Origin of the sequence: Streptomyces sp. NBC_01006 (assembly GCF_045162725.1) — a bacterium.
GTDB lineage: Bacteria > Actinomycetota > Actinomycetes > Streptomycetales > Streptomycetaceae > Streptomyces.
On sequence record NZ_CP108700.1, the window covers coordinates 3,889,018 to 3,902,923 of the forward strand.

Consider the following 13,906-nt stretch of genomic DNA (forward strand, 5'->3'; position numbering starts at 1 on the left):
CGTGGCCAAGGTGACGCGGGATGACGTTGCACGACTTGCGGGTACGTCTACCGCCGTCGTGAGCTACGTCATCAACAACGGACCCCGGCCGGTCGCCCCGGCCACGCGCGAGCGTGTACTCGCCGCGATCAAGGAGCTGGGCTACCGCCCGGACCGGGTCGCGCAGGCGATGGCGTCGCGGCGCACGGACCTCATAGGCATGATCGTCCCCGATGCGCGGCAGCCGTTCTTCGCGGAGATGGCGCACGCGGTCGAGCAGGCCGCCGCCGAGCGCGGAAAGATGGTCCTGGTCGGGAACTCCGACTACCGGGACGAGCGCGAGGTGCACTACCTGCGGGCCTTCCTCGGGATGCGGGTCTCGGGCCTGATCCTGGTCAGCCAGGGCATGAGCGAGCGCGCCGCCTCGGAGATCGAGGCGTGGGACGCGCGGGTGGTGCTGCTGCACGAGCGGCCCGAGGCCATCGACGACGTCGCGGTCGTCACGGACGACATCGGCGGAGCGCAGCTCGCCACCCGGCACCTGCTGGAGCACGGCCACGAGTACGTCGCCTGCATCGGCGGGGTGGAGAACACCCCGTCGGTCGGCGACCCGGTCGCCGACCACGTGGAGGGCTGGCGCCGGGCGATGCAGGAGTCGGGCCGCTCGACGGAAGGGCGCCTCTTCGAGGCCCCGTACAACCGCTACGACGCGTACCGGGTGGCGCTGGAGGTCCTGTCCGGGCCGGACCGGCCGCCGGCCATCTTCTGCGCCACGGACGACCAGGCCATCGGCGTGCTGCGGGCGGCGCGGGAGCTGCGGATCGACGTACCGGGGGAGCTGGCGGTGGCCGGCTTCGACGACGTCAAGGAGGCGGCCCTGACGGACCCGCCGCTGACGACGATCGCCTCGGACCGCCCGGCGATGGCCCGCGCGGCGGTGGACCTCGTCCTGGACGACGCCCTGCGCGTGGCCGGCTCCCGCCGCGAACGCCTGAAGCAGTTCCCGTCGGCCCTGGTGATCCGCCGCTCCTGCGGCTGCCGCTGACTCCTCCTTCACGCGCCCCTCGCACCACTCGGCCCTGGCGGGCCTCCCGGGCTTCGGGCCGCTGCGCTGGGGGCACCTCCCAGCGGTAGCTGGGGGAGACTCCGTCCGTCGGCTCCTGGCCGGGCTACCGCAGCCCTGGCGGGCCCGTGCGGGCTTATTTCGGGCATACGCGGTTCTGTCGGGCTTCTCAGGGGGGACTCAGGAAGCTCTCATGATCCGGGGACAGAGTCGTAGTCATGACCGAGAGCTTCCGCCGCGACGGCGAGTACCCGCAGGAGAACCGCCCGACCCCGCGCGCCGGCCACGGGGACTACCCGCCGCCGCCCGCGTACCCGCCGCCGGCGGCGCCCGCGGCGGCCGCGCCCGGGTGGCACGAAGCGCACCAGCCGCCGATGGCGATGGCACCCACGCCCCCCGCGGGGCCCGCGCACGCGGCCCGGGCCAAGCGGCCCGTCGCACTGCTCGCGGCCGTGGCGCTGGCCGCCGCCATCATCGGGGGCGGCACCGCCGCCGGCGTGCAGCAGCTGCTCGCCGGCCAGGACCGCACCGGCGGCGGCATCAACGGCACCAACGTCTCGCAGTCCAGCACCGGCACCGTCTCCGGCGTCGCCGAGCAGGTCAGCCCCTCCGTCGTCCGGATCGACACCAGCACCGGCTCCGGCCAGGGCACCGGCTCCGGCATCGTGGTCACCGCCGACGGCGAGATCGTCACCAACAACCACGTCGTCGACGGCGCCACCGAGATCCAGGTGACGATGAGCGACGGCAAGAAGTACTCCGCCAAGACCGTCGGCACCGACCCCGACAAGGACCTCGCCCTCATCAAGCTCCAGGGTGCGAGCAGCCTCAAGCCGGCCAAGCTCGGCAACTCCGACAACCTCAAGGTCGGCGACCAGGTCGTCGCCATCGGCTCCCCCGACCGCCTCACCGGCACGGTCACCAGCGGCATCGTCTCCGCCCTGAACCGCGAGGTCAACGTACCCAAGTCCGAGCAGCAGGCGCCCCAGCGCCAGCGCGGTGGCGGCGGCGGCAGCTGGCCGTTCTCGTACGATGGTCAGCAGTTCAACGGGAACACCGGATCGAACACCACCTCGTACAAGGCCATCCAGACGGACGCCTCCCTCAACCCGGGCAACTCCGGCGGCGCCCTCGTCAACATGAACGGCGAGATCGTGGGCATGCCCTCCGCGATCTACTCCCCCTCCAGCGACAGCTCCTCCGCCGGCAGCGTCGGCCTCGGCTTCGCCATCCCGGTGAACACGATCAAGGCCGACCTCGACTCCCTCCGCAAGGGCGGCCCCGGGGGAGCCGGAAACAGCAACAGCAACAGCGGCAACAACGGCACCAGCGGCTTCGGGACGTCGTTCTAAACGGCCCAGGCCTCGCATGCGAGCCTGGTACGACCGACCACGAACACTCCTGGGGGAGCGAAGATGAATCCGGCCGAAGGCGACCCGCACCGCATCCTCGTCGTCGACGACGAGCCGGCCGTGCGGGAGGCCGTGCGCCGCAGCCTCGCCTTCGAGGGGTACGCCGTGCAGACCGCCGTCGACGGGCTCGACGCCCTCGACAAGGCGGCCTCGTACGATCCCGGCCTGATCGTCCTCGACATCCAGATGCCCCGGATGGACGGCCTCACGGCGGCCCGCCGGCTGCGCGCCTCCGGCAGCACCACCCCGATCCTGATGCTCACCGCCCGCGACACCGTCGGCGACCGCGTCACCGGCCTCGACGCGGGCGCCGACGACTACCTCGTCAAGCCCTTCGAGCTCGACGAGCTCTTCGCCCGCGTCCGCGCCCTGCTGCGCCGCAGCGCCTACGCGACCGCGCGCCCTGGCGCCGACGACCACGAGGAGACGGACACGCTCGCCTTCGGCGACCTTCGCATGGACCTCGCCACCCGCGAGGTCACCCGCTCCGGGCGCCAGGTGGAGCTGACCCGCACCGAGTTCACGCTGCTGGAGATGTTCCTGGCGCACCCGCGCCAGGTCCTGACCCGCGAGCAGATCCTCAAGAGCGTCTGGGGCTTCGACTTCGAACCCAGCTCCAACTCCCTGGACGTGTACGTCATGTACCTGCGCCGCAAGACCGAGGCCGGGGGCGAGCCCCGCCTGGTGCACACCGTGCGCGGGGTGGGTTACGTCCTGCGCACCACCGGGGCGGGCGACTCCGGGGGGCCCGAGTGAGCCCGGCCGCCAGATTCCGCGCGCTCCCCCTGCGCTCCCGCATCGCCCTGCTGGTGAGCACGGCCGTGGCCCTGGCCGTGGCCACCGTGTCCGCGGTCTCGTGGGTGATGGTGCAGGCGCAGCTGGGCAACCAGCTGAACCAGTCCCTGATGGCCACCAACCCGACCGCGCAGGTGCTGGAACGGCTGCGCCAGGGCTGCCCGGCCCGCCCGCCGACGCAGGCCCAGCAGGACATCGCCGAAAACCTGAACGCCACGGTCCAGATCGTCACCGCGGACGGCAGCCACTGCTGGGTGAGCGGGCAGACCGACCTGCCGGTGACCGATACGGACAAGCAGGTCGCGGCGGGCCGCAAGGCCAAGGCGCTGCACGACGCGACGACCGACAACGGCGTCGGGATGCGCGTCTACACCTTCGCGGCGCAGACCCAGCCCGGCGCCCCGGTCTTCGCGGTCTCGGTGGCCCGGCCGCTGGCCGACATCGACAAACCGCTGTCCACCCTGGCCTGGGTGCTGATCCTGGTCTCCGGCATCGGGGTGGCCGGCGCGGGCGTCGCCGGCCTGTGGGTCGCCCGTACGGGGCTGCGGCCGGTGGACGAGCTGACGGGCGCCGTCGAGCACATCGCCCGGACCGAGGACCTGACCGTACGGATCCCCGACGAGGGCGACGACGAGATCGCCCGCCTGTCGCGGTCCTTCAACTCCATGACGGCGGCGCTGGCCTCCTCCCAGGAGCGGCAGGCCCAGCTGATCGCGGACGCCGGGCACGAGCTGCGCACCCCGCTGACCTCGCTGCGCACCAACATCGAGCTGCTCGCGCGCAGCGAGGAGACCGGCCGGGCCATTCCGCCCGAGGACCGCAAGGAGCTGCTGGCCTCGGTCAAGGCGCAGATGACGGAGCTGGCCGCGCTGATCGGGGACCTCCAGGAGCTGTCCCGCCCGGACGCGGCCCCGCCCGCCAAGCTGGAGGTGGTGGCCCTGCACGAGATCGCGCAGAGCGCGCTGTCCCGCGCCCGGCTGCGCGGCCCCGAGCTGCACTTCACCGACGAGGTGGCGCCCTGGTACGTACGGGGCGAGGCGGCGGCGCTGGAGCGGGCGGTGGTCAACGTCCTGGACAACGCGGTGAAGTTCAGCCCGCCGGGCGGCACGGTCGAGGTCTCGCTGCGGGCGGGCGAACTGACCGTACGCGACCACGGGCCCGGCATCCCGGCGGAGGACCTGCCGCACGTGTTCGAGCGCTTCTGGCGCTCCTCCTCGGCCCGCGCCCTGCCCGGCAGCGGGCTGGGCCTGTCGATCGTGGACCGTACGGTGCGCCGCGCGGGCGGCAGCGTCGAGCTGCGGGCGGCGCCGGCCGGCGGCCCGGGCACGGAGGCGGTGCTCCGCATCCCGGGCGCTCCGGCGCCGCCGCCGGAGCAGCCGTCAGTTGTGCCGGATCAGTGAGGCGACGAGCCCGGAGCGGGTATTGGGGAAGTCCATCGGGACGATCCCCAGCCCGGTCCGGCCGGCCAGCTCCCCGCCGTCGACGAACGAGTGCACCTGCGGGTTGAGCCGGTCGGAGTTCCAGCGCGGCGGCATGTAGGCGGACGTGCTCACGTAGTTGACGAAGAGCTTGCCGGGCTGCTGGACGGCCCGGCGGAACTGGTCTTCGATCTTCCCGCGCTTGGCGAACGGCTCGGCGTTCCAGTCGTCCTGGATGTCGAAGACGTTGCCGTCGCCGTAGCGCAGTCCGGGCAGACCGCCGTTGTCGGCGAGCAGGACCACCTTGCCGCGGGCCTGGCCGAGGGCGGGCAGCGAGTCCGCGATCCGGAAGAGGGGGCGCCAGCCCCGGTTGTCGAGGTAGTCGTCGAAGACGGCGCGGAAGGTGGCGTCGCTGTCCTCCGAGTACTCCTGCTTCAGGCGCATCAGCACGGTCTCGGAGGGGTGCGCGGCGAGGAAGTTCCAGCAGGCGACGAGGACGTCCCCGAACATCAGGCCCTGGTAGAAGGAGCCGTGGTGGATCGCGAACGATCCACCGGTGACTCTGCACCGGACGTCGAGGAACCGGATGCCCGAGTCGAGCTGTTCGGCGATCGAGGTGTTCTGGCAGGCGACGAAGAGCCCGCCCTGGCGGGCGCCGGAGTCATGGGTGCCGGGGATGGTCATCCGCTGGAGGGCGGTGGAGTCCCCGAGCCCGGCCATCCAGTCCTGTGTGCCGAGCGTACGGGCCGAGGCCGGCCCCGCCGCTCCGAGTCCCACGGCCGCGCCGGCGCCCGCCGCCATCGCCCCGACCAGAAATGCCCGACGATCCAGTGCCATGCCCGCCCCTTTGCCGACCCGGTGACGGCTCCCAGCCACCGTCGGCTGGTGCCCCCGGGATTCTGGCGTGCGGGACGCGGGTTTACTACCCTCCGGTAGCCCCTACCTTTCGAGCAACTCGGCCATGGCGCGCAGGCCTTGGGCGAGCTCCCGGCCCGTCGGCGCCTGCTCCGGGTCGGTCAGCGTCTGCACCATCACCCCGCTCAGCAGCGCGATGTGCACCGACCCGAGGGACCGTACGTCCTCCTCGGGGACCGCGTCCTCGGGGACCCCGCGCAGCTGCGCGGCCACCATGCGGCGGGCCTGACGCTGGTTCTCGGCGAGGGTGGCGAGCAGCGCGGGCGAGGACTGGGCGTGGACGAAGGCCTCGACGGAGGCGGTCCAGAGCCAGCGCGTCTCGCCGAAGTCGCGGATCTTGCGGTCCCACATGTCGGCGTAGCGCGCCTCGGTGGTGTCGCCTTCCCCCGCGAGCCGGGCGGAGGCCGTGGCGGCCCACTCGTCCATGGCGGCGAAGAGGGCGAGGTTGAGCAGGGCCTCGCGCGAGCCGAAGTGGTAGCCGATCGCGGCCATGCTCACCTGCGAGGCCGTGGCGATGTCGCGCACGGTCGTGCGCAGGTAGCCCTTCTCCTCCAGGCAGCGGCGCGCTCCGGCCAGCAGGTCCTCGCGATTTCCCATGCCGGGATCGTATCCGCGCGCCCTTTGCGCACCCCGGCCCCGCGCCCCATTTTGGGCAAGCGCCCAAGACAAACGTATTGCGCACTTGCCCAAATCCTGGCAGGCTCGTCCCCGTACCGCACCGTCACCGCATGACTCACAGGGGAGATCCAAGCCATGCGCCACACGCTGACGATCGACGGCCGCGCGCTGTCGTACCTGGACTTCGGCGGCCCGGGCCGCCCGCTGCTCGCCCTGCACGGGGGCATGTCCGAGGGCCTCGCCTTCGCCGGCCTCGCCGACACCCTGGGCGACGGGTGGCGGGTCATCGCCCCCGACCAACGCGGCCACGGCGACTCCGACCGGGCCGCCGAGTACACCCGCGAGGGCTACCTCTCGGACGCCGTCGCGCTCCTCGACCACCTCGGCCTGGACGCCCCCGCGGCCCTCCTCGGCTACTCCCTCGGCGGCTTCAACGCCTACCACCTGGCCGCCGCCCACCCCGACCGGATCGCGGCCCTCGTCGCCGTGGACGCCACCGTGGAGATCGAACCCGACACGGCGGGAGCGCTCTTCGGATTCCTTCACGGCATGCGCTACACCGCCCCCACCCGCGAGGAACTCCTCGCCGCGGCCGGGCCGGTGGGCTCCCAGTTCGTCGAGCGGGCGCTGCGTCCGCTCCCCGACGGGGGCTGGCGGCTGCCGTTCCACCCGCAGGACATGATCGACTCCGCCGAGGCCTGCCGCGGCGACCACTGGGACGCCTGGCTCGGCAGCCGCTGCCCGGCGCTGCTGGTCCACGGCACCCGCAGCCAGACGCTCCGCCAGGAGACGGCCGACGCGATGGTCTCCCGCCGGCCGGGGACCTCGTACACACCTGTGGACGGGGACCACTTCCTGCCGTTCACCCACCCCGAGGAGTTCCACGAGGCCGTCCGCAAGTTCCTCGCGGACCTCTGACCGCTCCGCCCCGGTACGGGGGTCCGGGGCGGACACGCCGAAGGGGCGGCGGGCCGGGAAGGCCCACCGCCCCTTCGGGCTGACTGCGCGCAGGTGTTACTTGATCACGGTGATGCGGTCCGCCGCCGGCGGGGCGAGCGGGGCCGCCTCCGTCGACTTCCCGAGGTAGGCGTTGAAGGCCTCCAGGTCGGGCACGCCGACCAGCTTGTTCTTGTGGTCCTTCAGGACGGTGAAACCGTCACCGCCGCCCGCGAGGAACTCGTTCATCGCGACCCGGTAGGTCTTGGCGGAGTCGATCGCCGCGCCGTTCAGCTTCACCGAGTCCACGACGATGCGGTCCGCGCCCGTCTTCGTCATGTCCAGGGTGTACGTGAAGCCCTTCGAGACCTGCAGGATCTTCGGGTTCGGGCCGTTGACCGGGCCGCTGACCTGCTGCTGGAGCGCGGTGATCAGCTGCGCGCCCGTCAGGTCCACCACGTTCATCAGGTTGTTGAACGGCTGGACCGTGTAGGACTCGCCGTACGTCACGACGCCGTCGCCCTCGCCGCCCGCGGCCTTGTAGGCCAGGTCGGCGCGGATGCCGCCCGGGTTCATGACGGCCAGCTGCGCGCCGCCCTTGGCGGCCGGAGCCGTGGCCTCCAGCTGCGAGTCGGCGATCACGTCGCCGAGCGGCTTCTCGGGCGCCTCGGAGCCGCGGCCCGCGATGTCCGCCGAGATGTAGCCCATCGGACGGCTCGCGACCGGGGCGGCCAGCGCGTTCCAGCGGGTGATCAGCTCGGTCATGTCCGGGGCCTTGGGCTGGTCCCGGGTGACGGCCTTGGTGACCGGCTTGGGCGCGAGGGCCGCGGTGCGGACGATGTCCTTGGTCTGGCGGTCGTACGTGAGCGTGGTGTCCGTGAACGCGCGGCCGTAGGAGGCGGCCGAGGTCACCATGCGCGGGTTGCCCGCCGGGTCCGGGATGTTGCAGGCGTACGCCTGGTGCGTGTGGCCGGTGACCAGCGCGTCGACCTTCGGATCGATGTTCTTCGCGATGTCCACGATGGCGCCCGAGACGCCGGCGCCGGCACCCGGGACGTTGCAGTCGTAGTTGTACGCGCCGCTGGCGGGCAGGCCGCCCTCGTGGATCAGCGCGACGATCGACTTCACGCCCTGCTTGTCCAGCTCGGCGGCGTACTTGTTGATCGTCTCGACCTCGTCGCCGAACTTCAGGCCCTTGACCCCGTCGGCGGTCACGACGTCCGGAGTGCCCTCCAGGGTGACGCCGATGAAGCCGATCTTCACGTCGCCCTTCTTCCAGATGAAGGTCGGATTCAGCAGCGGACGCTTGGTCTTCTCGTCCGTGACGTTCGCCGCGAGGTACTTGTACTCGGCGCCCGTGTAGTCCTTGCCGGACTCGAAGCAGCCGTCGACCGGGTGGCAGCCGCCGTACGCCATGCGGCGCAGCTCGGTCTTGCCCTCGTCGAACTCGTGGTTGCCGACGCTGCTGACGTCCAGCTTCAGCTTGTTCAGCGCCTCGACGGTGGGCTCGTCGTGGAAGAGACCGGACAGCATCGGGCTGCCGCCGATCATGTCCCCGGCCGCGGCGGTGACGGAGTACTCGTGGCCCTTGCGGGCCTCGCGCAGGCTGGTCGCCAGGTACTCGACGCCACCGGCGGGTATCGCCTTGGTGGTGCCGTCCGCCTGACGCTCGGTCACGGTGCCGGACGAGCCCTGCGGGGGCTCCAGCGTGCCGTGGAAGTCGTTGAACGACAGCATCTGCACGTCGACGGTGCGGCTCTTGCCGGCACCGCCACCACTCGCGGCACCGGCCGGCAGTGCGGCCGCGACCATCGCTCCGGCACCGGCCGTGACGGCGAAGGCGGCGAAGGTCAACCGGCGGGTTCGGCGGTGCCGTTGTGGCGTCGCTGACATTTAGTCCCCTTTTGGACAGCGGTAAAACTCGGGAGGTCTGCGGCAGCCTATGGTCAACGCGCGTAGCACGACAGGGGGTACGGGTGTCGGCCTGGTTACACGTAGGAGACGGCTCACCGTCGGCCCGCTGCACGCACACCACCGCGGGCGCCTCCCGCGGTCGTAGGCTCGACGCATGACTGACGACGCAGCAGCGGCCCTGGAGCCGGGACGCCAGATTGAGACCCTCGACGAGCTGACGGAGGAACAGGCCGACGCCGTGCTCGCCCTCATCGAGGACGCGGCGCGGACGGACGGCACCACCGCCGTGTCCGAGCAGGGCCGCCTCCAGCTGCGCGGCGGGCGCCGCGAGGGGATCCGGCACTTCCTGCTCACCGAGAAGGGCCGGCTCGCCGGATACGGGCAACTGGAGGACACCGATCCGGTGGAGGCCCCCGCCGCCGAGCTCGTCGTCCACCCCGCGCTGCGCGGGCGCGGGCACGGGCGGGCCCTGGGCTCGGCCCTGCTGGCCGCCTCGGGCAAGCGGATCCGGGTGTGGGCACACGGCGGCAAGTCGGCCGCCCGCCACCTCGCGCAGGTGCTCGGCCTGACCCTGTTCCGGGAGCTGCGCCAGCTGCGCCGCCCGCTCGGCCCGGACGGGCCCCCGCTGCCCGAGGTGGTGCTGCCCGCCGGGGTGACCGTACGGACCTTCGTGCCCGGCCAGGACGACGCGGCCTGGCTCGCGGTGAACTCGGCCGCCTTCGCCCACCACCCCGAACAGGGCTCGCTGACCCAGCGGGACCTGAACGACCGGATCGCGCAGCCCTGGTTCGACCCCAAGGGCTTCTTCCTCGCCGAGCGCGACGGGGAGCTGATCGGCTTCCACTGGACGAAGGTGCATGCCGAGGAGCGGCTCGGGGAGGTCTACGTGCTCGGCGTCCGCCCCGGCGCCCAGGGCGGCGGCCTCGGCAAGGCCCTCACCGCGATCGGCCTGCACCACCTCGCGGGGGCCGGCCTGCCCACCGCGATGCTGTACGTGGACGCCGACAATCCGGCGGCTCTCGCCGTGTACGAGGGCCTCGGCTTCAGCACCCACGAGGTCGACCTGATGTACCGCACGGAAAGCTGACGGAGGGCGGGCGGAGCGCTCCGCCCGAGGGCGGTCGGGTGACACGGAGAGCGAGGGCCTGTCCACGGACAGGCCCCGCGCTCCGGGCGCACACCGGGGACACAGGGGACGTGCCGGAGCATTCCGGGCGCGGAAACGACGTAAAAGACGTACTCGTGCACCACCCGGAGCCTGGAAGCCATGCGCCATTCACCGGACCTTCATGCGCGCTTGCGACTCTCCCCGCATGCAGCCCCGACTCCGACTGACGGCGACCCCGTCCGACGCGCCTGTCCTGCCCCCTGCGCGGAACAATGGAGTCATGAGCCCCCAGCCCAGCGCAGGCCCCGCCGAGGTCCCTGCCCAGCACCCGTCTCACACCTCCGCCGAAGCCTCCGCGGCCACCCCCGGCCCGGCGGCCAAGCCCGCGCGGATCGGCTCCATAGCCGCGCACCGCCCGCACTCCGGTCTGGAGCCCGGCCTCGCGCCCGATCTCGACGCCGACCTGGACGCCTACGACGACAAGGACGGCGACGAGCTGCCCCCGGGGCGCTTCCTCGACCGCGAGCGCAGCTGGCTGGCCTTCAACGAGCGGGTCCTGGAGCTGGCCGAGGACCCGGCGACCCCGCTCCTGGAGCGCGCCAACTTCCTGGCGATCTTCGCGAGCAACCTCGACGAGTTCTTCATGGTCCGCGTCGCCGGCCTCAAGCGGCGCATCGCGACCGGCGTCGCCACCCGTTCGGCCTCAGGCCTCCAGCCCCGTGAGGTGCTGGACCTGATCTGGACCCGCTCGCGCGAGCTCATGGCCCGGCACGCCGCCTGCTTCCAGCAGGACATCTCCCCCCAGCTCGCCGAAGAGGGCATCCACCTCATCCGCTGGCCGGACCTCACCGAGAAGGAGCAGGCCCGCCTCTTCACGCTGTTCCGGAACCAGATCTTCCCGGTGCTCACCCCGCTGGCCGTGGACCCCGCGCACCCCTTCCCGTACATCTCGGGGCTCTCGCTGAACCTCGCGGTCGTCGTCCGCAACCCCGTCAGCGGCCACCGCCACTTCGCGCGCGTCAAGGTCCCGCCGCTGCTCTCCCGCTTCCTGGAGGCCTCCCCGCAGCGCTACGTCCCCCTGGAGGACGTCATCGCCGCGCACCTGGAGGAGCTCTTCCCCGGCATGGAGGTCCTGGACCACCACATGTTCCGGGTGACCCGCAACGAGGACCTGGAGGTCGAGGAGGACGACGCGGAGAACCTGCTCCAGGCCCTGGAGAAGGAGCTCATGCGGCGCCGCTTCGGCCCGCCGGTGCGCCTGGAGGTCGAGGAGTCCATCGACCCCGCCGTCCTGGACCTCCTCGTCCAGGAGCTGAACGTCTCCGCCGCCGAGGTCTACCCGCTGCCCGGCCCGCTGGACCTGACCGGCCTCTTCGGCATCGCCTCCCTGGACCGGCCCGAGCTGAAGTACCCCAAGTTCGTCGCCGGCACCCACCGCGACCTCGCCGAGGTCGAGTCCGCGTCCGCGCCCGACATCTTCGCCGCGCTGCGCGAACGGGACGTGCTGCTGCACCACCCGTACGACTCCTTCTCCACCTCGGTGCAGGCCTTCCTGGAGCAGGCCGCCGCCGACCCGGACGTCCTCGCGATCAAGCAGACGCTGTACCGGACCTCCGGTGACTCCCCGATCGTGGACGCCCTGATCGACGCCGCGGAATCCGGCAAGCAGGTCCTCGTACTCGTCGAGATCAAGGCCCGCTTCGACGAGCAGGCCAACATCAAATGGGCCCGCAAGCTGGAGGAGTCCGGCTGCCACGTCGTGTACGGCCTGGTGGGCCTCAAGACCCACTGCAAGCTGTCGCTCGTGGTCCGCCAGGAGGGCGACACGCTCCGCCGCTACTCCCACGTCGGCACCGGCAACTACCACCCCAAGACCGCCCGCCTGTACGAGGACCTCGGCCTGCTCACCGCCGACCCGCAAGTCGGCGCGGACCTCTCCGACCTCTTCAACCGGCTGTCCGGCTACTCGCGCCGCGAGACCTACCGCCGCCTGCTCGTGGCCCCGCGCTCGCTGCGCGACGGCCTGATCACGCGGATCGACAAGGAGGCCGCCCACCACCGGGCCGGCCGCCCCGCGTACGTGCGCCTCAAGATGAACTCGATCGTCGACGAGGCACTCATCGACTCGCTCTACCGGGCCTCCCAGGCGGGAGTGCCCGTCGACATCTGGGTCCGCGGCATCTGCGCCGTGCGCCCCGGGGTCCCCGGGCTCTCGGACAACATCCGGGTCCGCTCGATCCTCGGCCGCTTCCTGGAACACTCCCGGGTCTTCGCCTTCGGCAACGGCGGCGAGCCCGAGGTGTGGATCGGCAGCGCCGACATGATGCACCGCAACCTCGACCGCCGCATCGAGGCACTGGTCAGGGTCGCCGACCCGGCCCACCGCGCGGCACTGGACCGGATGCTGGAGACCGGCATGTCCGACGCCACGTCCTCCTGGCACCTGGGCCCGGACGGCGAATGGACCCGGCACAGCACGGACCACGAAGGCCAGCCGCTGCGGCACGTTCAGGAGATGCTCATAGACGCCCGGAGGCGCCGGCGTGGCTCTGCCAAACCATGACCTGACAGCGCGTGGAGAGGGCTCCGCGGGTGACGTGCTCGGCACGTACCTGCGGGCCCAGGCCACCGCCTTCCTGCGCGGGCTGCGCCTCCACGAGGAGAGCGGGGCCGACGCCGCGGAGGGCAGCGATGCGGCGCGCAGCCTGCGGGGGGCTGCGCGCCGGATCAGCGGGTCCCTGTCCACCTTCCGAGTGGTGACCGAGTCCTCATGGGCCGACGGGCTGCGCACCGAGCTGGTGTGGCTGTCCTCGACCCTGGCGGACGAGCACGCGTACGCCGCCCGGCTGACCCGGCTGCTGGACGCGCTGCACCGGCTCTCGGGCTCCCCGGAGGTGCCCGCACCCCGGGGCGCCGCGGGCTCGCTCACGGTGGGCTCGGCGCGCGCCGGCGCCCTGCTGGAGCGGCAGCTCACGCTGGCCCGGACCCGCGCCCACTCGGCGACCCTGCAGGCGCTGGGCTCGTCCCGGTTCCACGCGGTCGCGGACGCCGTGGCCGTACTGGCCTCCGAGGTGCCGCTGGACCCGGTCGCGGCCCGCGGGCGGGTGGACGAGGTCCTGATCCCGCTGGCGGAGGTGGCCCACACCCGGCTGGCGGGGGCCGTCTCGGCGCTGCCGCACGCCGCCGAGTCCCAGCCGTACAACGCCGACCACGACGGCTCCTGGCACGAGGTGCGCCGGCTGCTGCGGGTCCACCGCTACGCCCGGGAGGCCCTGGGCGAGGACGTGGCCCGGCTGGCGGCGGCCGGGGAGGCCCTGGACCGCCACCGCGACGCCGCCGAGGCCGCGGCCGCATCGGCGACGGCGGCCCGCACCCCGCGCATCGCCCCGGCGACGGCGTACGCCCTGGGCGTCCTCCACGCCGACCAGCGACACGAGGTGGAGGCGGCCCGCTTCACCTTCCAGGGCCTGTGGCAGCCCGTGACGGTCGCCGCCCCCTAACCGGGTGGCGACCGAAAAGATTCAGCCACCCCCGGGTCCGCGCCGGACCCGGGGAACCGCCCAGGCGGGGGTCACATAACGGTAACGACGGGACAACGGCGGATGACACTCCGGAGCAAACCCGACCATCCACACCAGGCCGTCCGCCACGGTTCACCGTCCGTTCACTTGCCCCGGTCGGCCGCTTCACCTGATCTGCCTAATTTCGGTGGTGCACGGAGCGCGTCGTCCACCAGATCGAATGACAC

11 protein-coding genes are annotated in these 13,906 nt (G+C 72.4%); 8 read left to right on the plus strand and 3 right to left on the minus strand.

The genetic code is table 11. The features are described from left to right. The first annotated feature begins 1 nt into the window (after position 1). The 4 genes from OG509_RS17690 (at position 2) to OG509_RS17705 (ending at position 4,649) form a co-directional block, all read left to right on the plus strand. Positions 2-1,024 carry a LacI family DNA-binding transcriptional regulator gene (locus OG509_RS17690; protein ID WP_030157095.1) on the plus strand — a complete coding sequence of 341 codons (1,023 nt, stop codon included), beginning with the start codon at positions 2-4 and terminating at the stop codon, positions 1,022-1,024. Positions 1,025-1,260: 236 nt separating this feature from the next. Next, a complete protein-coding gene (locus OG509_RS17695; RefSeq protein WP_406183486.1) occupies positions 1,261-2,394 on the plus strand; it encodes a S1C family serine protease in 1,134 nt (377 codons plus the stop codon). Between the two features lie 63 nt (positions 2,395-2,457). Continuing rightward, positions 2,458-3,210: a response regulator transcription factor gene (locus OG509_RS17700; protein WP_406183487.1), complete on the plus strand. Its 753-nt coding sequence runs from the start codon at positions 2,458-2,460 to the stop codon at positions 3,208-3,210. Beyond that, entirely contained in the window at positions 3,207-4,649 is a 1,443-nt protein-coding gene (locus OG509_RS17705; protein WP_406183488.1) for a sensor histidine kinase, read from the plus strand. Before OG509_RS17700 ends, OG509_RS17705 begins: the two co-directional genes overlap by 4 nt. Here OG509_RS17705 and OG509_RS17710 read toward each other — a convergent pair. Beyond that, complete coding sequence (locus OG509_RS17710; protein ID WP_385582848.1) at positions 4,629-5,504, minus strand: phosphatidylinositol-specific phospholipase C; 876 nt, start codon at positions 5,502-5,504, stop codon at positions 4,629-4,631. The two genes, OG509_RS17705 and OG509_RS17710, sit on opposite strands and share 21 nt — an antisense overlap. A 102-nt stretch (positions 5,505-5,606) precedes the next feature. Next, the gene (locus tag OG509_RS17715; RefSeq protein ID WP_406183489.1) at positions 5,607-6,179 is read right to left on the minus strand and encodes a TetR/AcrR family transcriptional regulator; all 573 of its coding nucleotides are present in this window, start codon (positions 6,177-6,179) and stop codon (positions 5,607-5,609) included. A 156-nt stretch (positions 6,180-6,335) separates the two neighbouring features. On the opposite strand from OG509_RS17715, the gene OG509_RS17720 reads away from it, so the two are divergent. Further along, positions 6,336-7,118, plus strand: coding sequence for an alpha/beta fold hydrolase (locus OG509_RS17720; RefSeq protein ID WP_406183490.1), 783 nt, complete (start codon positions 6,336-6,338; stop codon positions 7,116-7,118). A 96-nt stretch (positions 7,119-7,214) separates the two neighbouring features. Here OG509_RS17720 and OG509_RS17725 read toward each other — a convergent pair whose 3' ends face one another. Further along, on the minus strand, positions 7,215-9,029 hold the full coding sequence (locus OG509_RS17725; protein ID WP_406183491.1) for a bifunctional metallophosphatase/5'-nucleotidase: 1,815 nt from the start codon (positions 9,027-9,029) through the stop codon (positions 7,215-7,217). A gap of 175 nt (positions 9,030-9,204) precedes the next feature. Between OG509_RS17725 and mshD the strand changes: the two genes are divergently transcribed. The 3 genes from mshD to OG509_RS17740 all read left to right on the plus strand — a co-directional run bounded on the left by mshD (position 9,205) and on the right by OG509_RS17740 (position 13,658). Beyond that, complete coding sequence (gene mshD, locus OG509_RS17730; RefSeq protein WP_385582838.1) at positions 9,205-10,137, plus strand: mycothiol synthase; 933 nt, start codon at positions 9,205-9,207, stop codon at positions 10,135-10,137. 301 nt (positions 10,138-10,438) lie between these two features. Beyond that, on the plus strand, positions 10,439-12,721 hold the full coding sequence (locus OG509_RS17735) for an RNA degradosome polyphosphate kinase (RefSeq protein WP_406183492.1): 2,283 nt from the start codon (positions 10,439-10,441) through the stop codon (positions 12,719-12,721). Then, complete coding sequence (locus OG509_RS17740) at positions 12,702-13,658, plus strand: CHAD domain-containing protein (RefSeq protein ID WP_406183493.1); 957 nt, start codon at positions 12,702-12,704, stop codon at positions 13,656-13,658. Before OG509_RS17735 ends, OG509_RS17740 begins: the two co-directional genes overlap by 20 nt. Positions 13,659-13,906 lie beyond the last annotated feature (248 nt).